The 22,795-nt window shown below is 61.7% G+C and carries 30 protein-coding genes; 27 read left to right on the forward strand and 3 right to left on the reverse strand.

All coding sequences use genetic code 11. The features are described from left to right. Positions 1 to 84: 84 nt before the first annotated feature. On the reverse strand, positions 85 to 522 hold the full coding sequence (locus tag J3D46_RS18145; RefSeq protein WP_253468374.1) for a hypothetical protein: 438 nt from the start codon (positions 520 to 522) through the stop codon (positions 85 to 87). Continuing rightward, positions 497 to 934 (reverse strand): hypothetical protein, encoded by a 438-nt coding sequence (locus tag J3D46_RS18150; protein WP_253468375.1) that lies wholly within the window; start codon positions 932 to 934, stop codon positions 497 to 499. Before J3D46_RS18150 ends, J3D46_RS18145 begins: the two co-directional genes overlap by 26 nt. Positions 935 to 1,135: 201 nt before the next feature. Here J3D46_RS18150 and J3D46_RS18155 point away from each other — a divergent pair, with 201 nt between their 5' ends. The 21 genes from J3D46_RS18155 to J3D46_RS18255 all read left to right on the forward strand — a co-directional run bounded on the left by J3D46_RS18155 (position 1,136) and on the right by J3D46_RS18255 (position 18,700). Next, positions 1,136 to 1,861 carry a hypothetical protein gene (locus J3D46_RS18155; protein WP_253468376.1) on the forward strand — a complete coding sequence of 242 codons (726 nt, stop codon included), beginning with the start codon at positions 1,136 to 1,138 and terminating at the stop codon, positions 1,859 to 1,861. A 476-nt stretch (positions 1,862 to 2,337) separates the two neighbouring features. Beyond that, positions 2,338 to 2,838 carry a hypothetical protein gene (locus tag J3D46_RS18160; protein ID WP_253468377.1) on the forward strand — a complete coding sequence of 167 codons (501 nt, stop codon included), beginning with the start codon at positions 2,338 to 2,340 and terminating at the stop codon, positions 2,836 to 2,838. Beyond that, positions 2,813 to 4,093, forward strand: a complete 1,281-nt coding sequence (locus tag J3D46_RS18165; protein ID WP_253468378.1) for a PBSX family phage terminase large subunit — start codon at positions 2,813 to 2,815, stop codon at positions 4,091 to 4,093. Before J3D46_RS18160 ends, J3D46_RS18165 begins: the two co-directional genes overlap by 26 nt. 9 nt (positions 4,094 to 4,102) lie before the next feature. After that, a complete protein-coding gene (locus tag J3D46_RS18170; protein ID WP_253468379.1) occupies positions 4,103 to 4,342 on the forward strand; it encodes a hypothetical protein in 240 nt (79 codons plus the stop codon). 114 nt (positions 4,343 to 4,456) lie between these two features. After that, positions 4,457 to 4,882, forward strand: coding sequence for a hypothetical protein (locus J3D46_RS18175; RefSeq protein WP_253468380.1), 426 nt, complete (start codon positions 4,457 to 4,459; stop codon positions 4,880 to 4,882). A 25-nt stretch (positions 4,883 to 4,907) separates the two neighbouring features. After that, a complete protein-coding gene (locus J3D46_RS18180) occupies positions 4,908 to 5,390 on the forward strand; it encodes a 3'-5' exoribonuclease domain-containing protein (protein WP_253468381.1) in 483 nt (160 codons plus the stop codon). Positions 5,391 to 5,410: 20 nt separating this feature from the next. Continuing rightward, positions 5,411 to 7,000: a phage portal protein gene (locus J3D46_RS18185; protein ID WP_253468382.1), complete on the forward strand. Its 1,590-nt coding sequence runs from the start codon at positions 5,411 to 5,413 to the stop codon at positions 6,998 to 7,000. Beyond that, a complete protein-coding gene (locus J3D46_RS18190) occupies positions 6,954 to 8,108 on the forward strand; it encodes a phage minor capsid protein (RefSeq protein WP_253468383.1) in 1,155 nt (384 codons plus the stop codon). Before J3D46_RS18185 ends, J3D46_RS18190 begins: the two co-directional genes overlap by 47 nt. Before the next feature lie 27 nt (positions 8,109 to 8,135). Then, a complete protein-coding gene (locus J3D46_RS18195; RefSeq protein WP_253468384.1) occupies positions 8,136 to 8,852 on the forward strand; it encodes a hypothetical protein in 717 nt (238 codons plus the stop codon). A 20-nt stretch (positions 8,853 to 8,872) separates the two neighbouring features. Next, positions 8,873 to 9,874, forward strand: a complete 1,002-nt coding sequence (locus tag J3D46_RS18200) for a major capsid protein (protein ID WP_253468385.1) — start codon at positions 8,873 to 8,875, stop codon at positions 9,872 to 9,874. Between the two features lie 60 nt (positions 9,875 to 9,934). Further along, complete coding sequence (locus tag J3D46_RS18205; protein ID WP_253468386.1) at positions 9,935 to 10,282, forward strand: hypothetical protein; 348 nt, start codon at positions 9,935 to 9,937, stop codon at positions 10,280 to 10,282. A 15-nt stretch (positions 10,283 to 10,297) separates the two neighbouring features. Then, positions 10,298 to 10,729 carry a hypothetical protein gene (locus J3D46_RS18210; protein ID WP_253468387.1) on the forward strand — a complete coding sequence of 144 codons (432 nt, stop codon included), beginning with the start codon at positions 10,298 to 10,300 and terminating at the stop codon, positions 10,727 to 10,729. Then, a complete protein-coding gene (locus J3D46_RS18215; RefSeq protein WP_253468388.1) occupies positions 10,722 to 11,039 on the forward strand; it encodes a hypothetical protein in 318 nt (105 codons plus the stop codon). The genes J3D46_RS18210 and J3D46_RS18215 overlap by 8 nt, the downstream gene beginning before the upstream one ends. Before the next feature lie 8 nt (positions 11,040 to 11,047). Continuing rightward, positions 11,048 to 11,380 carry a minor capsid protein gene (locus tag J3D46_RS18220; RefSeq protein WP_253468389.1) on the forward strand — a complete coding sequence of 111 codons (333 nt, stop codon included), beginning with the start codon at positions 11,048 to 11,050 and terminating at the stop codon, positions 11,378 to 11,380. Between the two features lie 7 nt (positions 11,381 to 11,387). Next, positions 11,388 to 11,828, forward strand: coding sequence for a hypothetical protein (locus tag J3D46_RS18225; protein WP_253468390.1), 441 nt, complete (start codon positions 11,388 to 11,390; stop codon positions 11,826 to 11,828). A 75-nt stretch (positions 11,829 to 11,903) separates the two neighbouring features. Next, positions 11,904 to 12,605, forward strand: a complete 702-nt coding sequence (locus J3D46_RS18230) for a phage tail tube protein (protein WP_253468391.1) — start codon at positions 11,904 to 11,906, stop codon at positions 12,603 to 12,605. An 88-nt stretch (positions 12,606 to 12,693) separates the two neighbouring features. Further along, positions 12,694 to 13,140, forward strand: a complete 447-nt coding sequence (locus J3D46_RS18235; RefSeq protein ID WP_253468392.1) for a hypothetical protein — start codon at positions 12,694 to 12,696, stop codon at positions 13,138 to 13,140. A gap of 173 nt (positions 13,141 to 13,313) precedes the next feature. Further along, on the forward strand, positions 13,314 to 15,983 hold the full coding sequence (locus J3D46_RS18240) for a hypothetical protein (RefSeq protein ID WP_253468393.1): 2,670 nt from the start codon (positions 13,314 to 13,316) through the stop codon (positions 15,981 to 15,983). A 58-nt stretch (positions 15,984 to 16,041) separates the two neighbouring features. Beyond that, a complete protein-coding gene (locus tag J3D46_RS18245) occupies positions 16,042 to 16,731 on the forward strand; it encodes a hypothetical protein (RefSeq protein ID WP_253468394.1) in 690 nt (229 codons plus the stop codon). Positions 16,732 to 16,903: 172 nt separating this feature from the next. Next, positions 16,904 to 17,821 carry a hypothetical protein gene (locus J3D46_RS18250; protein ID WP_253468395.1) on the forward strand — a complete coding sequence of 306 codons (918 nt, stop codon included), beginning with the start codon at positions 16,904 to 16,906 and terminating at the stop codon, positions 17,819 to 17,821. Positions 17,822 to 17,824: 3 nt separating this feature from the next. Next, positions 17,825 to 18,700, forward strand: a complete 876-nt coding sequence (locus tag J3D46_RS18255; protein ID WP_253468396.1) for a hypothetical protein — start codon at positions 17,825 to 17,827, stop codon at positions 18,698 to 18,700. Here J3D46_RS18255 and J3D46_RS18260 read toward each other — a convergent pair. Beyond that, entirely contained in the window at positions 18,697 to 18,993 is a 297-nt protein-coding gene (locus J3D46_RS18260; protein WP_253468397.1) for a hypothetical protein, read from the reverse strand. The genes J3D46_RS18255 and J3D46_RS18260 overlap by 4 nt on opposite strands. A 65-nt stretch (positions 18,994 to 19,058) precedes the next feature. Between J3D46_RS18260 and J3D46_RS18265 the strand changes: the two genes are divergently transcribed. From J3D46_RS18265 to J3D46_RS18290, 6 genes are all read left to right on the forward strand, one after another. Next, positions 19,059 to 19,238 carry a hypothetical protein gene (locus J3D46_RS18265; protein WP_253468398.1) on the forward strand — a complete coding sequence of 60 codons (180 nt, stop codon included), beginning with the start codon at positions 19,059 to 19,061 and terminating at the stop codon, positions 19,236 to 19,238. A gap of 63 nt (positions 19,239 to 19,301) precedes the next feature. Then, positions 19,302 to 19,778 (forward strand): hypothetical protein, encoded by a 477-nt coding sequence (locus J3D46_RS18270; protein WP_253468399.1) that lies wholly within the window; start codon positions 19,302 to 19,304, stop codon positions 19,776 to 19,778. After that, positions 19,771 to 21,216 carry a polysaccharide deacetylase family protein gene (locus tag J3D46_RS18275; RefSeq protein ID WP_253468400.1) on the forward strand — a complete coding sequence of 482 codons (1,446 nt, stop codon included), beginning with the start codon at positions 19,771 to 19,773 and terminating at the stop codon, positions 21,214 to 21,216. Before J3D46_RS18270 ends, J3D46_RS18275 begins: the two co-directional genes overlap by 8 nt. Positions 21,217 to 21,251: 35 nt before the next feature. After that, positions 21,252 to 21,641 (forward strand): hypothetical protein, encoded by a 390-nt coding sequence (locus J3D46_RS18280; RefSeq protein ID WP_253468401.1) that lies wholly within the window; start codon positions 21,252 to 21,254, stop codon positions 21,639 to 21,641. A gap of 6 nt (positions 21,642 to 21,647) precedes the next feature. Beyond that, the gene (locus J3D46_RS18285) at positions 21,648 to 22,001 is read left to right on the forward strand and encodes a hypothetical protein (RefSeq protein WP_253468402.1); all 354 of its coding nucleotides are present in this window, start codon (positions 21,648 to 21,650) and stop codon (positions 21,999 to 22,001) included. Beyond that, on the forward strand, positions 21,998 to 22,795 hold the full coding sequence (locus J3D46_RS18290) for a hypothetical protein (RefSeq protein WP_253468403.1): 798 nt from the start codon (positions 21,998 to 22,000) through the stop codon (positions 22,793 to 22,795). The genes J3D46_RS18285 and J3D46_RS18290 overlap by 4 nt, the downstream gene beginning before the upstream one ends.

Genomic DNA, 22,795 nt, shown 5'->3' on the forward strand with positions numbered 1-22,795 from the left:
CGCCGCATGCGGCCACCACCACAGCGAACAGTGCCAGGCAATTACCTATCATCCAGTCACTGAAGGTGCGCAGAAGTGTGGTTGCTACCAGTGCCGATGACTCGGGCTGGAGGTCTCTACTACTGGTCCTTCCTTTGCCACGTCAGGTCGAGTTAGAGCAGTATCGATTGCCCCGTTGCCAACACGGGCAATGACGCTGCCGCTGGCGAAACTGCCATCGTTCAGATGGACTCCATGCTCCGCCCCCTCTTCGAATCCCTCAGCGAAGGACCGCAAACTAGTGGCAAGTTCATGTGCGTTGCCTGCGGTTACCCTGACCACAAAGGTTTCATCACCGTCATCACCGACAATTATTGTTTTCGGATCATCGGTTGTTGGGGTTGCCTTTGGGGTGATCGGCTTCAGCTTCGCAATGCGCGCCGTCTTTGGGTCGACCGTTTTACCCAGTTCCTTGAGGATGCGGGACCGTTCACGCGCAGCTTTCACGACAAGGGGATTATTCGCCTTGAGTCGTAGTTTCATCGCCGTCCTCCTCTGCATCGTTGGATTCTGCAGATTCCTCAATAATGTACTCGTTTAGGACTTCCGCTACTAGTAGTTTATCGCTCTCGTTTGCCCAACTGGATCGAGCAAGGTCCATGAGGACAACAAAAGCGACACCAACGCGGTCAATGTCACCTGAAGCGATCTCCCCCATTGCCCACTGGAATCTCTCCCACCAGTGCTCCCTGCCTTTGAACTCCCTGTCACGGTCAGCTTGTCGCTGATCCACGGTGTCCAAGTGTGTTCGCGTTTTGGTGCCTTGTTTCCATGAGACGAATGACGATATGCCGATCGCAACCAAGGCAATGCTTGACGAGATGATGGCTGAGACTCCCTGCGCGGTCCAGTTCGGACCGAACAATTCGCCAAAGAAGTCCGCTGTTGGTTGCATGCCGAAATACTAGCCAAAACTGGCGGCAGTATTTCCCCGCAACAAGACATGCTTGCAGTCATTGGCAACTAATAATTGATACAATATCTAGTAGAAAGAGATTCACTGAAAGGAATTTCCATGGGGATGAAGTGCACTGCTGGGGAGCATGAAACGGCGGACGGGATAACCCTCTGCCACAAATGCACGACACAACTTGAGATGGGACTGAAGCAGGTCCCGGACGTTTGGGTAGACGTCCAGGTGTCCGGCACCCGCATGGACGTCGGCGCACCCTCGGTTGGCAGCTCAGGCGGTCACGCCAGCTCGACCCCGCCCGCGAACCTCGACGCCCTAGACAAAGCCCAGACACTTCGGGTGAAGCTCAGCGGGTGGGCGTCACTCCTCCCCCAGCTCCACCCATTCGGAGAACCGCCCGTCATCGCCGCTTGGCTCCTCACGCAGATCCCGGACATCCGGAAGCAGCCTTGGGCCGGCGATCTGCTGCAGGAATTGCAGGAGTCCTTGCAAGAGTGCCGCCTTGCAACCGATCGGGCGGCCGAACGCATCACGCTGGGGCAGTGCTGGAACGACATCGACGGCGGACGCTGCGAAGCCACAGTCACGGCGGTCAACGGTGCGCGGGTCGCCAGGTGCAAGGAGTGCGGGGCCACCTCCGATGTCCGGACCCGGCAGCAGTGGCTCCTCAGCGAAGCATGGGAAGCAGCAGCACCCCTACCGGTCATCCTGCGCGCGCTCCGCATCGTCGGCACCGAAGTGAAGCCCAAGGACGCCGAGAACTGGGTGTCCCGGGGGAAGGTCATCGCCTGCATCCACGAGGACGGCGGGAAGACCTACCAACTCAACGCAATGCGCCGAGTACATGAGCAGATGCAAGCCAAACGCGAACGTCGAGTAACACGGGAGAAACTATCTAGTATTGCTTGATTCCGGCACGTTTTGAGGGTAACGTCAGTTCAGGATGAGATTTCTGGCTTCAAATGCAAGGTCTCAAAGCGGAGCGAAAGCTCCCGCAACACGGGGTGGGCCGGTGAAAGCCGGTTCTCATGGCGGCAAGGCAACCTAGGGTCCCTTTCAGCCCGCTCAATGGAAGCCGCCGGCCCACCCTCCCAAACACTTTCCCAGTCAACGTCACCCGAACCTCACCGCAGGGCCGAAGGTAGGGGCCGGGACGTACTTCGCGTCCTGTCATGGAACCACCTGCTGGGAAACACTCTTGAGCCCCGGACCGCTCCCCCATAGGTCCGGGGCTCAACTCATGTCCCGGCCAACGCCGAACCGCAATGGGCGGTAGTCACGACGGCGCCTTATGGCTGGCACCAAAACCGGGCACGCCCACACCAGCGGCTGATACTGGCGGGGCGACACTTCGAACCAACACTCAGTGAGGCGGTGAGCGCGTTGTGCCTGCGAGTAAGTACACCGAAGAGCAACGCGCCGAAGCCATCGAGCTCTTCCGAACGGACGGACCGTCAGCCGTCCAAGAGCAACTGGGAATCCCCAAAGCCACAGTAGCTGGATGGGCCAAAGCGGCTGGCGTCCGAACGGTTCGAACGTCTGCCACGCGCGCGGCGACTGAAGCCAGGGCTGTTGACCTGAAGGCTTCCCGGCAGGAGCTGACTGCTTTGCTGCTGGAGGATGCTCACAAGCTCCGCAAGCAGTTGTGGCAGCCTGCCCGCCTGGTGAACTTCGGGGGCAAGGACAACACCCTTGCTGAGACGACGTTGGATGAGCCTTTGTTCGTGGACAAGAAGAACATCCTGTCCGCTGTGGGTATCGCTGTGGATCGTGTGATCAAGCTTGAGGCTGTGGATAAGACCGGCGAAGAGTCGGGTGCCGCGGTTGATAAGTGGCTGGAGCACATGATGGGCGGTGACCATGGAGGCGAAACCGCTGCAGGGTAAAGCGCTCCTGTGTTTGCAGCATCCTTCCGCTTCCATTGAGGCTTATGAGGGTGCTGTCCGGTCCGGGAAGACGTTCACGTCGTTGCTGGACTGGGTGCGGTTCGTCCGTCAAGGCCCTGAGGGGCAGTTGGCTATGTGTGGCCGTACTGAGCGGACCATCATCAACAACCTTTTGCTGCCTCTGCAGGAGATGCTCGGCAAGAACCGGGTAAAGATCAACTACGGTACCGGCACGGCGACCATTGTTGGCCGTGAGGTCCACATCTATGGCGCCAACAATGAGCAGGCCAGGACGAAGATCCAAGGCCTGACACTGGCCGGCGCTTACCTCGATGAAGCCGAGACCATCCCGGAATCGTTCTTCAAGATGCTCTACACCCGCCTTTCGGTCCCGGGCGCGAAGCTGTGGCTGACGTCGAACCCTGGCGGCCCGGCCCATTGGCTGAAGATTGATTGGTTGGACAAGGCCCGTCTCTGGATTGACGGGGCGGGGAAGATCCACCGGAACCCTTCCTCGGATGCTCTGGAGCTGCACCGCTTCACTTTCCTCATGGACGACAACCAGTCCCTGACTCCGGAGTACATTGCCCGGCAGAAGAAGTCCTACACGGGCTTGTTCTACCGCCGGTACATTCTTGCTGAGTGGGTGGCCGCTGACGGCGCTGTGTTCGACTCGTGGGACCCTGAACGGCACGTTGTCAAGCATGAGGACCTGCCTGAGATGCGGTCCGTCCTGGCTTTGGGTGTGGACTACGGAACAACGAATGCCACCTCAGCAGTCATGCTGGGCCTCGGAATAGACGGTGTTCTGTACGCCATGGATGAGTGGCGGCACGACTCCCGCAAAGCAATTGTGAGGCTCACTGACGGGCAGCTATCAGCGGCGCTGAAGGACTGGGTGGCCGGCCAAAGCAGGCATGGTGCTGTACCGGAATGGGTGATCGTTGACCCTGCCGCTGCGTCATTCAAGGTGCAGTTGTCGGCGGATGGCATGGACAACGTCATCAACGGTGACAATAACGTCCTCTACGGCATCCGGACTCTCTCATCGCTCCTGAATGCCGGGAAGCTGCGCATCAGCGACCGCTGTACCGGTTTGATCAGTGAGATGCCTGGCTACTCGTGGGATACCAAAGCCACTGAGAAGGGCGAAGACAAGCCCATGAAGGTCGCTGACCACTCCATTGACGCTTTCCGTTATGCGGTGGCGACTACGGAGACGAACTGGCGGGACTGGGTAGACCTCGCCGCCTAAGGAGACACCATGGAGATCCTGGTAGGCGCCCTCGTGGTGCTCACGGTGGCAAGCCTCGCCCTTGCTGCGTACACGGGGCATCGAGCGTCAGTGGCGCAGGGTATCGCAATGCGGGCACTCGACCGGGTCAGTGACATGTCCTTAGAGGACCGCGTGGACATTCTGCCGAACGGTCAAGTCCGCGTGTGCGGTATCCGGCGTGGAGGTTATATCCGCGTCGTGTTCCTTGGAGAGCCTGACAAGAACTAGGTTTACCCGGCGCAACGGCCGGGCGAGACCGTTGCAACGCTGGACCCCGCCAAGGTGCACCAAGGCGGGGCCTGGCAAAACCACCGATAACACCACCACCACAAGGAGAACACCATGGCAGTTGAAGTCCAGCACGGCAAAGACCACGCCACCACCTTCCACAATGCTGAGAAGTGGTTCACGGATGACCACGGCCGCCTCCACATCGTCGGGGCTGACGGGAACATCGCGTCCTACAACCAAGGCTATTGGGCCAATGCTCGGAAAGTTGAGATGCCCGTAGGCGCGGCAGCGAATGAGCGGCCTACCGCTGAACCACGGGTCATCCCGGAAGGCTATGAGCCCCAGGAGAACAGCCACGCCAAGAACCACGCCATGGACGCTCTCGAAGCAGCACTGGAGAAGCAAGGCGTTGAGGTCTACACCGACGATTACGAAGGCGGGATTGACCTGATCAACCTCGCAGACGCCGTGGTGGAAGCACTCATCAAGGCAGGTATCACCATCCCGGAGAACATAAGCAACCCGCACGGGCACTGACCCTCACCACCACTTAGGAGGCCACGTGCGCTATTTCTACGACACCGAGTTCCACGAAGACGGAACCACCATCGACCTGATCAGCATCGGCATTGTGGCTGAGGACGGCCGCGAGTACTACGCCGTCAACCTTGACGCCGACTGGGAACGCATCAAGAAGCACAGTTGGCTCATGGAGAACGTAGCGTCCCAGCTTCCGGACCTCTCCCGGCCGGAGTGGAAGACGAAGAGCCGCATAGCGGACGACGTGGCCGCATTCCTTCTGCATGACGGCAAGCCTGAACTCTGGGCCGACTACTGCGCGTACGACCATGTGGTCCTGGCTCAACTGTTCGGCACCATGATGAACCTTCCCAGCGGCATCCCAATGTTCACCCACGACTTGCGATCATTCCTTGACTGGTTCCCACCCCGGGCTCCGCTTCCCGCTCAGGAGAGCGGGCAGCATGACGCCTTAGCGGATGCTCGGCACGTCAAACTCACGTTCGAGGCGCTCACCCGCGCCTGACGCACACTTAGGAGGCCATCTTGGCACTGCCAGCAAACGGCACAGCATGGCCGCCCAAGGAGATCTCCCACATCTTCACCGACTTCAACAAGTGGTCCGCCTGGTACTCGAATGACCCATCCAACCTTGGACAGGCGTACGAGAAGGGCCAAGCCAGCCCGTCCCGCCGCGGGATCGTGAACCGGTTCATTGACTGGTTCTGGACACCCCGCTCCGGCGACGGCGACGCGGGCATGACAAAGCTGCACGTGCCGATCGCTTCGGACCTCTGCCAAGTGTCCGCCGACCTGCTCTTCAGCGAACCTCCCACATTCACCGTGGAGGACGGCAAGGGCAAGAACAAGGCCGCGCAGGACCGCATGGACCTGATCGCCGGGGATGAGCTGTACCTGACGCTCGTTGCCGGTGCTGAAGTCGCAGCCGCCCTGTCCGGTGTGTACCTGAGGGCCACATGGGACCAGTCCCTGTTCCAGCACGTGTTCATCACGAAAGTGGACGCTGACGGGGCTGTCCCTACGTTCCGATATGGGAAGCTTGTGGAGGTCACGTTTTGGCGGGTTGTGGCCAGTGACGGGGCGAAGGTCACCCGCCATCTGGAACACCACAGTGTGAACTCCTTCGGCATTGGCGTCATTGAGCATGCCTTGTACGAGGGTAGGGCGGATGAGATCGGCTGGCGCGTGCCTTTGTCTGATCATGAGTCAACGAAGCACCTTGACCCGCTGGTTGATGCGAACTCGCAGATCAGCACCCTCACCGCTGGCTTGGCTGTGGCGTACTGGGCGAACATCACCCCGAACCGTCGCTGGCGCCTCGACCCTCACGGCGTGAACCTCGGCCGGTCTGACCTTGACGGTATCGAATCGCTCATGGACGCACTCGACCGTGCCTACTCATCGTTGATGCGTGACCTTGAGCTTGGCAAGGGCCGGCTCATGGTGCCGCAGAACATGCTCACCGACCTCGGCCCCGGCCAGGGTGCAGCGTTCAACCCGGACACGGCCATCTTCACCGGCCTCAAAGCAGCACCGGGCACGGCCGCTGATCAGAAGATGAGCATCGAACAGGTGCAGTTCAAGATCCGGGTGGAAGAGCACCTCTCCACCGTCGCTGCCCTGTTCGCTGAGATCATCCGTGCCGCCGGGTACTCGTCCCAAACCTTCGGGGAGAAGGACGAATCCGGTGGGGACAAGACCGCCACTGAGGTCACCGCCAAGGAACGCCGCTCGTACCTGACCAGGGACCGGAAGATCCGTTCCGCCCGGCCAGCGCTGGAGGCGATCCTGTCCAAGGCGTTGGCCATGGACGCGGTGATCTTCAACACCGGTGCTGCGCCTGTACCTGTGACGGTGCAGTTCGCTGACGCCGTGCAGGAGTCCCTGGAGTCACTGGCCCGCACGGCACAGATGCTCAAGGCCGCTGAGGCAGCCTCCCGCCGCACACTGGTCCAGCTCGTTCACCCTGACTGGGATGAAGAGCAGGTAGACGCGGAAGTGGCACGGATCGTCGCTGAGCAACCTGTCATCGCTGACCCATTCGCACACCCGGAGGATGAGGACGACGATGGCACAGACCCAGCAGCAGCAGGAGAGCCTGCCCTCAACGGTTAGCGCCACAGCCGCCGCTGTGACTGTGGTGTTTGTGGCCGGTGAGCAGGAAGTACTTACCGGCTCCGCCGCCATCATCCGGGCAGCCATCAACGACCCGGCGCAGGTCCCCGGCCTGTACGCGAGGCTGTGGGAGCTGTCGCAGGGCGTGTCCCGGCGCATCCTCTCCCGCGTCCGCACCCTCTCCACTGGTGCGGTGCAGGTCGCTTCCCGCAACGGGGACGTGACAGCGGTGCGGGAGATCCAAGCGTTGCAGCGGTCCACGGAACGGTTCATCGCCTCTCCAGTGTCGCGGATCCCGTCTCATCATGTGCAGTCGTCGGCGGCCATCGCCAATGACCTCACGGCCAGCCTGGCGGGTGCTGCGCAGCGGATCACCCGGTTCGCGAATGACGCCTACCGTGCTGCCACCGTGAACGGCGCTCTAGTGGGCATCAACCCTGCCCGGGACATCATCCGGGACGCCACAGCCCGCGCCACCCTCGTGGACGCACAAGCCCAGGCGTGGAGGGAGCTCACCTCCCGCGGCATCACCGGCTTCACCGACTCCGCGGGACGCCAGTGGAACCTGTCCTCCTATGTGGAGATGGCAGTCCGCACTGCAACACAGCGGGCGTACAACGCCTCCCACAAAGCGAGGATGGAAGCCGCTGGCATCACGCTCTTCACCCCATCCACCACGGGCCGGCCGTGCAAGCTGTGCGCCCCATGGGAAGGGAAGGTCCTTTCCGATCAGGGCGAGGCTGACGTGGTGCAGGACGGTCACAGGTTCCGGATCTCCGCCACAGTGGAGCAAGCCATGGCCGCTGGCCTGTTCCACCCGAACTGTGAGCACACGCTCACGGCGTTCTTCCCCGGCGTCACGGTCCTCCGCACCACGGAATGGACTGACAGGGATGAGCAGGCATTCAAGGACACCCAGAGGCAGCGAACCCTTGAGCGGGCCATACGCGGCGCCAAACAAGCCCAAGCAGCCGCGCTGACCGACCTTGACCGTGCCCGCGCTGCCCGTCGTGTCCGTGAACTCCAAGCCCGGATGCGTAACCACCTCGCAGCGACCGGCCTCAACCGCAGATCACGCCGCGAACAACTCGACCTCGGCAACAAATAACACTCACAACCTGTCCAGGAGGACACCATGCCCCGACGCAAGACCATCTACGGCATCGACCCGTACGCCCCGGGCGGTATCGATCAGCTCATGGCGCACCACCGGGCCACGTTCGGTGATGCTGTCATGGAAGACGGCGGCGAAGGTTCCGGCGAAGGCGAAGGCCAGCAGGAACAGCAGCAGGCCGAAGGCGCCCAAGACGGCGAACAGCAGCAGGCGCAGGCCCAGGAGGGCGCGAACCCGTGGGATGACCCTGAGGCCGCGAAAGCCGAAATTGAACGTCTCCGCAAGGAGAACGGGCGAACCCGCACCAACGCCAAGACAGAGGCAGCGGATGAAGCCCGCAACGAACTTGTACAGAGCCTTGGCAAGGCGCTGGGACTGGTCAAGGACGGCGGGCAGGCCCCGACCGTTGAAGACCTCACTCAGAAGCTCACCACGGCAACCGAGAGCGGCACACAAGCGCAAGCACAGCTTGCCGTGTACAAGACAGCATCGAAGCACGGAGCAGATCCGGACGCGCTGCTGGACTCAGCAAAGTTTCTTTCCGCGTTGAAGGGGCTGGACCCCAACGACAGCGCAAAGATCGAGGCAGCCATCAAGAAGGCTGTCACTGAAAACCCCAAGCTCAAGACGGTCCAGGCGGCCGGCGCGGGCGGCGCAGACTTCAACGGCGGGACCGGCGAAAAGCGCACAGCACCCACTACCCTCACTGGCGCACTCGACAAGCACTACGGCGCCTAAACCCCCGTTAGGAGAACACCATGGCAGTCTCTCTGGCTGAATCCAAGAACAACGCCCAAGAGGATTACGATCCCGCGGTAATCGATGAGTTCCGCAAGGAATCCGCGATCCTCGACTCCCTCGTCTTTGACGATGTGGTCAACCCCGCAGGTGGCGGCGCCACCCTCGACTACGGCTACCGCCGGCAGATCACGCAGGGCACGGCCGCTACTCGTGCGATCAACTCCGAGTACACGCCCGGCAACGTCACCACCGAGAAGAAGTCTGTGACCCTGGCGGTCATGGGTGGTTCTTTCGAGGTTGACCGCGTCACGGCGAAGGTCGGCCCGGCCGCGTCCGCGAACGTTGCCTTGAACATGACCAACAAGATCAAGGCCGCCCGGACCAAGTTCCAGGACCTTGTGATCAACGGTGACACCGCCGTTGACGCGAACGGCTTCGATGGTCTGGACAAGGCCCTGACCGGCTCCGCCACGGAGTTCCGCGCCACCTCGGTAACGGACTGGACGGACTTCGACACGAACGCCCGCGCCGAGTACAAGGCCCTGGACGCCCTGGACGAGTTCCTGTCCTTGCTGGACGGCAACCCCACCGTCGTTGTCGGCAACAACAAGGCACTGGCCCGCGTCCGTGCCGCTGTCCGACGTGCAGGCATGTACGTGAAGAACCCCGTTGAGGGTCTGATCGGCCCCGGCGGCCGCCCCGTGGTGCGAGAGCAGTACGGTGACATCCTGCTGGTGGACGCTGGCGAGGTTGCAGGTTCCTCGAACCTGATCATCCCCGTGGAGACCCGCACCGTGGGTGTCTCCACCACGGGCCTGACCGATCTCTACGCCTACCGTGTTGGCCTTGACGGCTTCCACGGCGTCTCCACCGTGGGCGGCCAGCTCGTGCAGTCCTGGCTGCCTGACTTCACCACCGCTGGTGCTGTGAAGAAGGGCGAAGTGGAGCTCGGCCCGGTCGCCGTGGCTCTCAAGGCCACCAAGGCCGCTGCGGTGTTCCGCAACATCAAGGTCCAGTAGTTGCCAGCGCGCACCCTCACCCGGGGGTGCGCGCTGCACACCACACACTTAGGAGCCAGCATGGCAACCATCACCACCCCTGTGAAGGGATTCACGGGCGTCGTTGTCGGCGTCCACTTCAAGGACGGCGAAGGCGAGACTGACAACGCCGCCGCCATCCAGTACTTCGAACGGCACGGTTACACGGTCGCTGCTGGCGAAGACCCGGCCCCGCTGACGCAGCCGGCCAAGTCAGCGTCCAAGGCCGAATGGGAATCGTACGCAACCCAAGAGGGCAAGGACATCGACGGGCTGACCGCCGATCAGATCAAGGCCCTGTTCATCGCTCCGGAGGCACCGCAGACACCGGCCAACCCGGAAACCGGTAAGCCGGGCGAAGGCACGGACCCGGACAAGACCGAAGAGTAGGCAGGAGGGGACGCAGTGATCATCTACGCAACCAGCGCCGAACTACAAGAGTGGATCGGTGAGGCCACGTTGCCGCCGAAAGCTGCGTCCTTCCTCCGCTCGGCCTCCCTCATGGTCCGTACCGAGACCATGACCGCCGTGTACGCCACGGACCCTGAAGGCATGCCAACAGATCCGAAGGTCTCTGCAGCGTTCCGGGACGCCACGTGCGCCCAGGTGGCTGCATGGGACGGGATGGGCATTGACCCTTCCTCCGCCGGTGTTCCGTCCGCGGCGCCTGTCCGGTCCAAGAAGCTCGGCTCCGGTGGTGTCGAGTATGACACTTCGGTGAACTCGTCCGTGACGGCTTTCCAAGCCAAGAAGGAAGCGGCGAACAACCTGTGCGCTGAGTCTTGGATGATCCTTCAGCAGGCCGGGCTTATGCCAGGTGGTGTGCAGCGTGGGTGACCTTGATGACTTCTACATCCACACGGTGGCCGTGGAGACGTTCGAGGGCACCGGCGCTTACGGGGACGTGTACAGCGAACCCGTGGACGTGCCTGGCTGGTTGGAGGACAAACGCCGGCTGGTGCGGGACAAGAACGGGCAGGAGGTCATCTCCATGTCCCAGTTCATGTGCGACAACACCCACCTGGACAAGTTCACCCCCGACTCCCGGGTGACGCTCCCCCGCCGGCAAGCGTTCGTCATCGGCGTGGCGGACCTCAACAGCGGCGCCCTTGACCTTCCGGACCATCTGGAGATCGACCTCACTTAGGAGATGCCGTGGGCGAGACTTTCAGCGTGCACCTGGACGCCATAGACGAAGCCGTGGTGGCAGCCATCCCCGGCGCCGCGTTCAAAGCCATGGAGCACCTCCGGCAAGTTGCGGTCAACCGCACACCACTGGATGACTCCCCGCTCCGGTCCTCCGCCTATGTGGAGGCCACCCCGGACGGCGCCGACGTCGTGTACGACTCGGTCTACGCCCGGTACCAGCATTACGAACACCTCCACCACGAGGTGGGTGAACGGCTCTACCTGTCCACCTCGGTGGTCAGTGAGACGCCCAAGGTGATCGGCATCCTTACGACAGAACTGAGTAAGGAGATAGGATGACGGCAGGATGAGCTATGAGAAAGACTTCCTCACCGGCATCGCTCAGATGATCGCTGACAACGGGATCGCCACATATAAACCGAGTGGCGCCTATAGTGCTGGGCAAACGGGGATTGTCTTCGGTGGCTGGCCGCAGGTCCCTGACCGGTGCCTCACCCTGAACTACACCCCGGTGACCGATCAGACGATGTCCGCTTTCGGGCGTGGCATCTTGGACATCGGATTCCGGGGCGCCCCGGGTGACCCGTTCGGCCCCTCTGACATCGCCGTCCCCGTGTTTGAACTCATCCACGGCATGCGACAGCACACCCTCGGCACAGCGGAAGTGATTCAGATCCTCCGCGACCACGTCGCCCCCATGGAAACAGACGGGAACCGGCGCAACAAACGGTTCGACCTGTACTACGTGGACCTGGCATCTCCGACCACGAAGTACCGGACCGACTAACCAAATAACCCTTCATGGCCCCGTAACTCCTACGGGGCTTTTTCTTTGCCCGAAAACAGCCCATAGGAGGCACCCATGTCCGCATCTCTCGCCCGCCGGTTCAAGCTGGACGTATCCGGCGACGGCACCAACTGGCTCCCCTTCAAGGGGATGACCGACTTCGCCCCCACGGAGAATCCCACCACCCAGTCAACCGCTGACTACGACAGTGACGGGTTTGACTCGTTTGAGAAGACTCTCACCGGCTGGCAGCTTGTTGCCAAGGCCAACCGCAAGGTCAACGCTGGCGTGTTCGACCCGGGCCAGGAACTCGTGCGTGCCCGTCAGTTCAAGTTCGGTGACGAAGCCCGCATCTGGGTCCGTTGGTATGACCGCAATGGCGCCCCTGAGGCCCGCTCCGGCCGCGCACTCGTGGAGTGGAACCAGTCCAAGACCGGGGTTGCCGACATCGAGGAAGTGACCGCCACGTTCAAGGGTGACGGTGCCCTGGAGGACATCGACAACCCGCACGAGGATGCTGACACCCCTGTCATTGCCTCCGCCACACCGTCCGGCGCGGCTGCTGGCACCACGGTCACCATCCAGGGCGCAAACTTCACCGGCACCGTCCCCACCACCGGTGTGAAGTTCGGCGCCACGAACGCCTCTAACTGGCAGGTCATCTCCGATTCGCTGATCTCTGCTGTGGTCCCTGCAGGGTCCGCGGGCGCGGCGAACATCGTCGTGACCAACGCCGAAGGCGCTTCCACCGCGTTCCCGTACACCCGCGGAGCGTAACCCCAATACCGGGAGGCGGGCTTAGTGAGTGGGCCCGCCTCCCGCTCCACCCATCACACTCACACCACACTCACAAAGGATTCACGCCATGGCATTGCGCCCCTACGAAGACGTCATTGGCCCGCTGGTCATCCCGTACCGCGGCAAGGAGTACGCCCTCCCCCAGATCTCATTGGAGGACGGCCTCCGGATGCGGGCAGCCGCCGCGAACAACACTTCCCTGCCACTGAGTGACCTCCTGCATATCATCATGGGCGACGTCGCCCAGCAGATGCTGGACGAGAACGTACCCCCCGCCGTCGTGGACCGGGCACTCTGGACCGGCGTCACCGACTTCCAGCAGGGACGCGAAGCCGCAGAAATGGTATGGGAGAACGGCCTCCCAAAAGCAGTAATGGAGGAAATCCTCCGACCTCTCTTACAGGCCCCGACGACCCCCGCGGCCGCGGCACCTACGACGAAGCCACCGGCCTCTGGGACTGGTACACGGAACCAGAAGAAGAAGGCACGGCGGTCACGTGGGAAGCGATCCTAACCCACTTCAAACTCATCGTCGCTGACTTCGCCTCAGAGTACGGGATCCGCCTGCACCTCCGTGAACCGATGACCTGGGCTGAGTTCCGGGACCTCGTACACGGCCTCCTGCAAACCGAGACCCGGCTGTGGCGTGCACTCCGCCCGGACGACGAACCATCTAAGGAGTAGCCCATGGCCGGCCCCACAACTACCGGATCGATTGATGCGAAACTCCGGATCGACAAGTCCGAGTGGGACCGGAGCAAGGACGAAGCGAAGGTAGAGGCTGCTGAGCTTGGGGCGTTGAACCCTGAGATCAAGGTTGACGCGAACGTTGGGCCCGCCCTGGCGAAGCTCGAAGCGGTTGCGAAGGCTGAGCGGGATCTCGAATCTGCGTACATGCGTTCGGCTATCGCCCAGCAGAAGCTGGATGTGGCCACACAGAAGCATGGTGAGGACTCGTTGCAGGCCGCCCAGGCGCGGCTGACGCTCAAGCGTGCCACGGATGCAGAGACTGATTCTGAGGCCCGCCTCGCTGACGCCAAGGGCAAGACCCGTGTAGCTCATGAGATGGAGACGGAGTCAGCGGAACGTGCCCTCCGTACCCGCAGGGCTCACATCTCCGGTATCCAGGTGCTGCTGGCCCTGGCTCCGGCTATCGTGGCCGCTGCCGCCCCTGTGGCTGGTGCTGCTGTCGGTTTGGGTGCCGCGTTCGGCATCATGGCCGTCTCCGGTGTCATCGCCATCAAGGGCATCAAGGATGAGATGGAGAAGGGCACCGACGCCGGCAACAAGTACGCTGCCGGGCTGGGCTCCCTGAAAGGCAACCTCGACTCCCTTGGTGGGACGGCCGCTGACCGGATGTTGGGGTCCTTCAACCGCACCGTTGGGGACATCAACACCCGCATGCCAGTCTTCACGGTGGCTGTGGGTGACGGGTCCGCTGCCCTCGGCAACATGGGCGGAACCGCGCTCCGGAACGTCCTTGACGGCCTGGGTGCCATGAGTCCGCTTCTGAAGTCCGGCGCTGTGGAGCTGTCGTCCTTTGTGGGATGGCTAACGAACTTCTCCCAGGCGCAGGGCTTCCAACAGTTCGTGTCCTACGCAGTGACCAACTTGCCCGGCGTGATGGACATGATCCGGAAGCTGGTCAACCTCGGCGGGGACATCCTGGCGGCATTCGCGCCGCTGGGCCCTGTGGTGATCGGCTTCATCAGCGGCCTCTCTGACGGGCTAAGCAGCCTCCCTCTGCCTGTACTGGCCGGGATCGTCACCAGCGCTGTCCTGATCGGGCCTGCCCTGTCCATGGCCTTCTCCCCCGGCGTTGCTGCCCTGATCGTGTCCGTGGCCCAAGCCATCGGCCTGACCGGCGTGATGGCGAACCTGGCCGTTCCCATCGTGGGTATCCTCACTGCTGTCATCGCTGGTATCGGCGTGGCAGCGGCGACGTCCGCACTGGGAACAGCACAAGGCACAGCAGCGCTCAATGATTACGGTGACGCGGTGGAGCGCGACAATGGCCTGATCGGTGAGAACGTCCGCCTCCAGGCAGCCCATGCTGCGACGTCCAAGGAAATGCGTGACGCGGCCGAATCACTCGGCGTCTCCACTGAGACCGTGCTGCAGGCGATGCTGGGCAACACTGACGCGCAGAAGCAACTCAACGATGTCATGGCTACGGCCATTGACCGTCGTGTGGAGCTCCGGCGCGGGGATGAGAACCTCACAGAGACCTCGTCACGACTCAAGAACGCGAAGGACACCCTCACTGAGGGGATCGCTTCGAACTCTGCAGCGATCCACAACAACGTGGACGCCTACCACGCCTACAAGGACGTGGTGGACTCCACCAATGGCGCCCTGACAGAGGAAGCCCGGGCATTGCAGGCCAACGCCAGCCAGTACGGCGTCTCTGTTGGCGTGTACAGCGAGGCGATGGCCGCGCAGGACAAGGCGAAGATCTCCACGGACGGCCAAACCGTCGCGTTGCAGCTCCAGAATGACGCTGCAGGCCTGTTGAAGCAGTCTTGGGACCTCTTGAACGGTTCGGTCCTATCCCTCGATCAGACCAACACCCGCTCAGCAGCCGCCACGAACTCCCTCACGGCCTCTTTCCAGCAAAACGGGTTGGCGATCACGGGAACCTCGGAAGCGGTTGTAGCGAACCAGCAGGCGCTCCAGAACAAGGTAGCTGCGGATCAGGCCATGGCTGAGGCTGTCGCCAAGTCCACGGGCAAGACAGCGGACGGCACAGCAGCATTCGCAGCGGCCAAGGAACAGCTGGAAAAGAACCTCTCCGCACAGGGACGCCTGACTGGCGAGGTCCAGACGTACATCGACAAGCTGTACGCCATCCCAGCGTCCGTTCCCCCGACAAAGGTGGAACTCGACGCTGTTGCCCTGGCTGCTGCCGAGGCCCAGATTGCGAGACTCACGCAGGCGCGGACCCTCAATATCCAGGCACAGGTAACCGGCGGTGGCTACACCGAAGATCCAGCCATGACAGGCTTCGCGCCTGGCACTTTCGCCCCCATCAACAAGGCGGACGGCGGCCCGGTGAACTACCTCGCCGGCGGCGGGCAACCATTCTGGAAGCCACGAGGCACGGACACGGTTCCGGCGATGCTCACCCCGGACGAGTTCGTCATGAAGCGGGCGTCCTCGAAGTCCATCGGCCTCCCGGCTCTGAACTACATGAACCAGACCGGAGAGCTACCACCCACCCAGCAAGCCGCTGGAGCGTCCTACACGATCCAAGTCGATGTGAGCGGGGCCGAATCTCCCCGCGCCGCAGCGATGGAAGTCGTTGATGAGCTCAAGTGGCTAATGAAACAGGCAGGACTGGACATTGGCGGCGAATAGCAGGATCTTGTGGGCCGGGCGCACCCTCCACGGCATCGATGGTTTCGGGCTTTGGAGGGTGACTCGCGGGCAGTTTGACGGGTGGGAGGACTCCCCCGGCATCAAGGGTGACAACATCGCCCGCCCGGACGCTGATGGTGACTATGACCTGCCCATTGAGAATGAGGCTCGCTGGGTGAACATCGGCGGGATACTCACCTCTACCAGCAGGCAGTTACTGATGTCCGGTGGAGATGCGCTCAAGGGCCGTATGGCCGGCCGGTTCCAAGTGGAGAACGTCTTGGGCGTCCGTTGGGCCGAGAGTAAACGTGCATCGCCGGTGAAGTTCGTGGCCATCAATAACTTCATGGCCACGTGGCAGGTGCGGCTCAAATTCGATGAGTCGACCAAGTACGGGGACACCCGAACCTGGGTGGCCTCGGTAGGGGCCAACGCCGGCGGCATCTTCCATAAGGGAAACTACAACGCCTTCCCGAAATTCACCGTGGCAGGGGCCATGCCCGGAGGGTACAGGCTCACGATCATGGGCCAGGTGTTCAACGTGACACAGCCGCTGATATCCGGGCAACCGCACAGCATCGAATACTCATCCGGGCGGCTCCGTATCGGCGGGAACGTCGTCCATGGCGGCGTTGGCTACGGCTTCACACCGTACGTGCCGCCTGGCGCCATCACGGCACTCTCTATTGTGCCCGGGACCACTGGAACAGCCACGGCGACCCTTTCACTGACTGACACCTACATCTAGGAGCTGCCCTGTGTGGAAGTGGTTTTCTGTAAGCACTGAAACATGGGGCAGCAAGGTCGAGATACCGGCCGCCAAGTTTACCGGCGGTCGGCGGCTGAATGGGCCGTCCGGAGGGTCAACGACATTCAACGTCGGTGACCCTTCGGTGGGCGAGGTGGTCACAGTTGACACAGTGGCACCAATTAAACGGCTCCTTGTCGCTGAGTGGGACGGGAACGCCGTCTACGCCGGGTTCATTACCGGCGTCGTAGAGGACGTGGACAAGAAAACGGTCACAGTAACCCACAAGGACATCTGGTGGATCTGGGCCCGCAGACACATCCTCGCTTCACGCACCAACGGCGCGGCTGCCGCCCCACCCATCACGTGGAACGCGAGGACACTAGCGACCCTTGCGAACCTCATCGTGGCCAAGGGCATGGACGGCGACCCAGCCGACCGGTACGAGATGCCAGTCATTATGTCTGCCGATGTTGTGGGCACTGAATCGCGCACCTACTACGGCTACAAATTCGTCAAGGTTGATAAGGGCCTGGATGATTTGATCAAGACTGACGGCGGCCCCAATATCGACTTCGACACCCAATGGGTGGGCAACGAGTACTTCCGCTGGGTCATGCGCTCCGGCGCCCTCACCCAAGGCATGTGGGAATGGGACGCCACAGCAGAGAAGAAGGAAGTCTACGGGCTCACGTTCTCGACAGACGCGGAAGGTGTGACAGACAAAGTATTCGGCGCAGGAGAAGGGTCCGAAGCAAGTGTGCTTCTGCGGGATGCCGACTCATACACCGGGTCCGCCGCACCAGCACTGGAGCGAGCCGAGAGTTACAGCGGCATAAGTAATCTGGGCGAACTCCAATCGCGTGTAAATGCAGACCTGAACCTACACAATGACCCAACCCAGCAAATGAGCTTCAGAATCCCCGCTTATGGCGTGGTCCGGGTGAGCCAATTGATTCTTGGCGGCACGGCCCGGGTGAAGACAGACGGGATCCGCTTCCTCGCCGCGGGGTGGCATGACTGGCAACTGATTGGGTACACCTTCGATCGCGAGTGGATCACTCTCCAACTTCAGCAGACCGGAGGCTAGTCGGTGACCAATATCAACGACCTCTCGCGGGGCAACGTGTCCGCTATCTGGGACGCAATCCGGGATCTGCAATTCTCGTCCAACCAGAACCACATGGCTATCGGCCGTAGCGGGCTGCGGGTCTATGACGGCGGTGTCATCACCATCGAAAACGGTGGCCTGAACATCACCGGCACAGCCACCGGGTCCGGCGTCCTGGACTGGACTGGCACTATCAACATGTCTGGGGTGTTCACCGCCACCGGAGACGTGAATTTGAATGGGCCAGTGGACATAGCCGGTGCCACCACAATCACAGGTGATGTCACCTCGGCCGGCCACTTCACCCAAACCGGGCCTATCAACCTCAACGGCCCGACAACGATAGCCGGCGATGTGACCTCTACTGGTGACTTCACGGTCAATGGCCCAACGGATTTGAACGGCCCGACAACAGTTGCTGGGGACACCACTGTGACGGGTGACTTCAATGTGAACGGTCCGATGAAGACAACGAGCACGCTATCTGTTGAGGGTGTGACAACCCTAAAAAATGACCTGAACGTGGTCACAGGCGGAAAAATCAAGGTTGGTACGGTGCTGACGCTCGATCCGGGCGTTGACGGCGGAGCGATCCGATTCACTTCTGGGCGAGTGCTCAGGGATACCGGTTCGTCCATGGTGATGGACAACGGCTCTGGGTCCGCAACAGTAAGCGTCACTGGGAGCCATGTGCTCTTGGAAGCCGGCACCGCGCAGGTCGATGTAGTCGGGAACACTGTTGGGATCGTTGGTGACCTAAAGGCGACAGGCAACACCTACCTCAGCCTGACTACCACTGGTAGCGCCGCGAACGTTTACTACGATCCAAGCTCGGGCAGGCTGTACTACAAGCCCTAAGGGCAGTAAACGGCCTTGGCGTAGGCAGTTACACGCTGGGCGTTCTCCCCGGCGGCGGAAAGGCTACCTTGGCACGCCTGCTGGCCCATCTGCACGAGCTCGGTGTTGCTGGGCTTTTCGCCAACCCATCCCAGTTTCACCCCGGCGATGAAGAACTCATCAGCGGAGTAGCTCACATCATAGGACGACGGAACTGCGGGGTCTGGAACGGTCGGTTCGACGCTGGCCGCTGGCGAGGTGCAGGCGCTCAAAACCAGAACGGCAAGCACAGCAAGTCCCCCAACACTTCTCATGCCCTGCATCTTAGCGCTGGGGCGCAGGAATTAATACATCCGGAGGCATCCCCTTGGACGAAGCAATGCAGATCATGCACAACAGTATCCATGAAGAGTACCGGCAGCGGCTGGCTAACGCGGATTGGGCGCTGGCGAACGCGAACGCCCAATGCAAGGTCAAGGACGCTGTGATCGCGGCCCGGGACGTGAAGATCCAAGAACTGACTGACCTTCTGGACGCGGCCACGGACCCCGCAGCCTGAACCCAATTTCATACTCACTCAAGCACCCCTTGCCGGGTGCTTTTTTCATGCCCAGGAGGCAGTATGCCGAACGTCCCCGTGCCCGGCAACGTCACAGAGATCAGCGGAAATCACCTGTCCGGGCGGAACCTTGAGGTTCATTTCACGCTGAACGCTCCACAGGCCAAGTCGGGGAAGATCTTCCCCACTCAGCCGCTCACTGTGGCGCCGGCATCTGACGGATCATTCACGGCCAACCTTGAGTCCACCACAGACATGATGGACGACGCCTGGTACACGGTATCGATCCAGTGGCTGGACTCGGGCGGCAACTACGTGAAGGCCGACTTCCCCGACTGGCAGTTGAACGTACCCACGGGCGGCGGGTCCTTCTCTGACCTGTTCGGCAGGCCCCCGAAGAACACCCTCATGTTTTACGTCTCCCTGACTGCGCCCGTGAACCCGCCCAAGAACTCCGCCTGGCTCAAGGACGACCCCACAAACCCCGAAAACCCCCTGAACACCGGGGAACTCTATCTTAGGAGGCCCCCAATTGGCTGATAACTGGGCATGGGTATACGTCGCCAATCTCCGTGGCGCTACAGGTCCTGCTGGGCCGCAGGGCCCGGGTAGTGGGTACAAGACAACGCTGGCGACGGGAACTGACCTCAACACGCTGACGGCCCAATCGGACACCGGGTTCTACCACCTGTCCGGGGCCAACGCCTACACCAACGTCCCCGCCGAATGGGCGGCTGGCAACATCGGCCAGCTTGTCGAGCAAATCACGGGTGCCTCATCGGGAGAGCAGCGCATCGTCCGATACGCCGATGGCATCTCGTGGCGCCGGGCGATCAAGAATTACTTCTCTACTCCTAAGACCTGGACGCCTTGGGAGTTGGAGAAAGACCGTGTCATGGATGTCACCACGGCGGTGTCCTTGGACGACATGCGGACTGAGGGGAAGTTCCGTTGGGACAACACCACTGTGGCGAATCTGGTTTCGGCCGGGTGGCCACCACAGATCCCGCGGGGACCTATCCGCATGCAGGTCGAAGTCACTACCGGCGGCATCGTCTGGCAGACGATCAAGAGTTATGGCGCCACTGCCACCACTCTCTTCAGGGCCACGAGCGCACTCACGCCGTCGCCGTTCCCCTTCGGCGCATGGAAGGACCTGGGCGAAGTTACCCCGGCCACGAACCCATCCAACGCGGGCCTGGCCAACGCCGTGCGTTTGGATGATTTCAGCTTCCGGCGTGGCGGCAAAAAGAAGACCAACGGCAAGGGTGCTGTCGCACTCCGGTTTGACCATGGCCTGAACAACTTCAACACCGAAGCCCGGCCATTGCTGGAAGCCCGCAGCATGAAGTACCTTCTCGCTCTGAACTCCCGCGGCTGGTCCACCACGGAGAACAACACCGTCACCGCGGCCATGGTCGATGCGTGGGTCGCGGCCGGGTTGTGCAAGATCGGCAACCACGGCGCACACCACAACGACGCCACCACGTATGCAGCTTTGCAGGACGTCATCGTGACAGGCCTCGCGGAACTCAAAGCCCAACTACCATCTGCACAGATTGATGGGTGGTTCGTCCCCGGCGTGGGCGGCACGAACTACATGGGGTTCAACGGCGGCGCCATTCCAGAGGCGTTCTACAACACCGATGCTGGTCGGCTCATCCTTGAGAACCATCCGGTTTCTTCTGGGGCCTTCCCCAACACCGCACAGAGGATCCTTGACGGCCGCATCCGGCAAGGGCAGGGCCACTTCACGATGGACACCGCCACCGTTTCCGCGATTACCGCCCAGATCGATCTCGCGATTACCAACAAGACAGGTCTGCAGCTCATGGCCCACTCCTCGTTGCTGAACACCGCTGGAAACATCACCACGGCGAATCTCACGACGGTCCTGGACTACATCCAGACGAAGGTAACCGCCGGCGATCTTGTATTGCTGGACCCGTACGAGCTCCTGCTTGCGGACTCCCGATGAGGCGCCCGATCAAGTGTCGGCTCCTGAGTCTTTGGTTGAAGATTCAGGAGCCGCGGGCGCTCTCCGTGATCTACTTCTTCGCCTACGTGGCCATCGGGCTGTTGGGAATGTTTGTTGCCACGGACCCGCCCCGTACGGTGCAGTCCAGTCTGGGCAACCCACTGATGGTGTGGTGGGGGGTCTTGCTTCTTGTTGGCGGGGTGCTCGGTTCGGTCTCCGTCCTCCCGGGGATCTGGTGGCTGGAGCGGGCAGCAACGTTCTGCTGCATGACTGCCATCGCCGTCTACGGAAGCGTTCTTGCTTCCCTGCCGGTGACGCAGATGAGCGTCCGTGCCGCCTCTCTCTGCTTCATTGTGTTCTCGATACTCGCCTTCGCTGCCCGTCTAGTGAAAATCCGGCATCACGCCTACGACCCCGAAAAGTAGGCCGCTATGGATTCCACTCAACTGCTAATCACGGTTGTCACCACGATTGGCACATCCGGTGCGTTGCTCGCTCTCGTCAACGGTCTGATCAAGTTCTTCAACGGATCAGCCGGGCGGGAGCGGATCCGCAACACCACTCTCAAGGACCAGCGGAACGAGGCATGGGCCGACGCCGAGAAGGAACGGTCCCGCGCTGACCGTGAACAAGCGAGAGCTGACCGTGAAGCCCGAAATCGGCGCCTTACCGAGGAATACGCATCACAGCTCCGACGTGACTGCACAGAGCACGGCATGACCCAACAAGAACTACGACCGTGGCCGCACCTTGAAAACGACCCGCCCAAAGGAGGCTCGGCATGACAAAGCAGTTGATCACCCCGAACCCAAACATCAAGTGCTATCCGGGCTGGTGCTTGATGTACGTCCGTCAGGCATTCGGGCTCAATGGCCTTTATCCCAGCGCCACCGCGGGGTGGAACGCGGCCAAGTACAAGCACCAGGACCGCAGCTTCCCGGCCGGGGGCTGGGTCCCGGTCTGGTTCCACCTCGCGAAGGAGCCACTGGGCCACGTCGCACTTATGGCCCCAGACGGCTCCGTATTCTCCACCAGCGACCCCAGCAACACCGCGCACCACCACCCGAACCTTGACCACCTCCTGTCCTACTACCGGGCGCTCGGGCCCACGTACTTGGGCTGGTCCGAAGACATCGAAGGCGTGGCCGTCGTCGGCGGATCCAATATCAATCTCTCAAGCTCCACCACAACATCAGAAGGAGACCTGGACATGTCAGGTGCAGAAGTAGTGAAGGGATACGTCCAGGATCTGGCCTACAACGGCTGGAAGGACGATCAGGGCAATTGGCATCCCGGGTTCATGTTGGTCATCGAAGAGAGCCAGCGCCGCCTGGATGGGGTTACAAAGCTTCTACTCCCCGGCGAGGAAGGGGAACGCCTTGCTGGACCCATCCCGCAGATGATCGCAGAACTTCAGGGCGGCCAGAAGGCAATCCTCTACGCGTTGGGCAACCTCGGCCGGGGCGAGCCTGTGGACGTGGAAGCCATGAAGGCGGCCGCGAAGGAAGGTGCAGCAGAAGCGCTGGCCGGCCTCGAAGCCATCGCCACCACGACCGTCACCCTGAGCCAGGAAGGCTAA

This window comes from Paenarthrobacter sp. A20 (genome assembly GCF_024168825.1).
Lineage (GTDB): Bacteria > Actinomycetota > Actinomycetes > Actinomycetales > Micrococcaceae > Arthrobacter.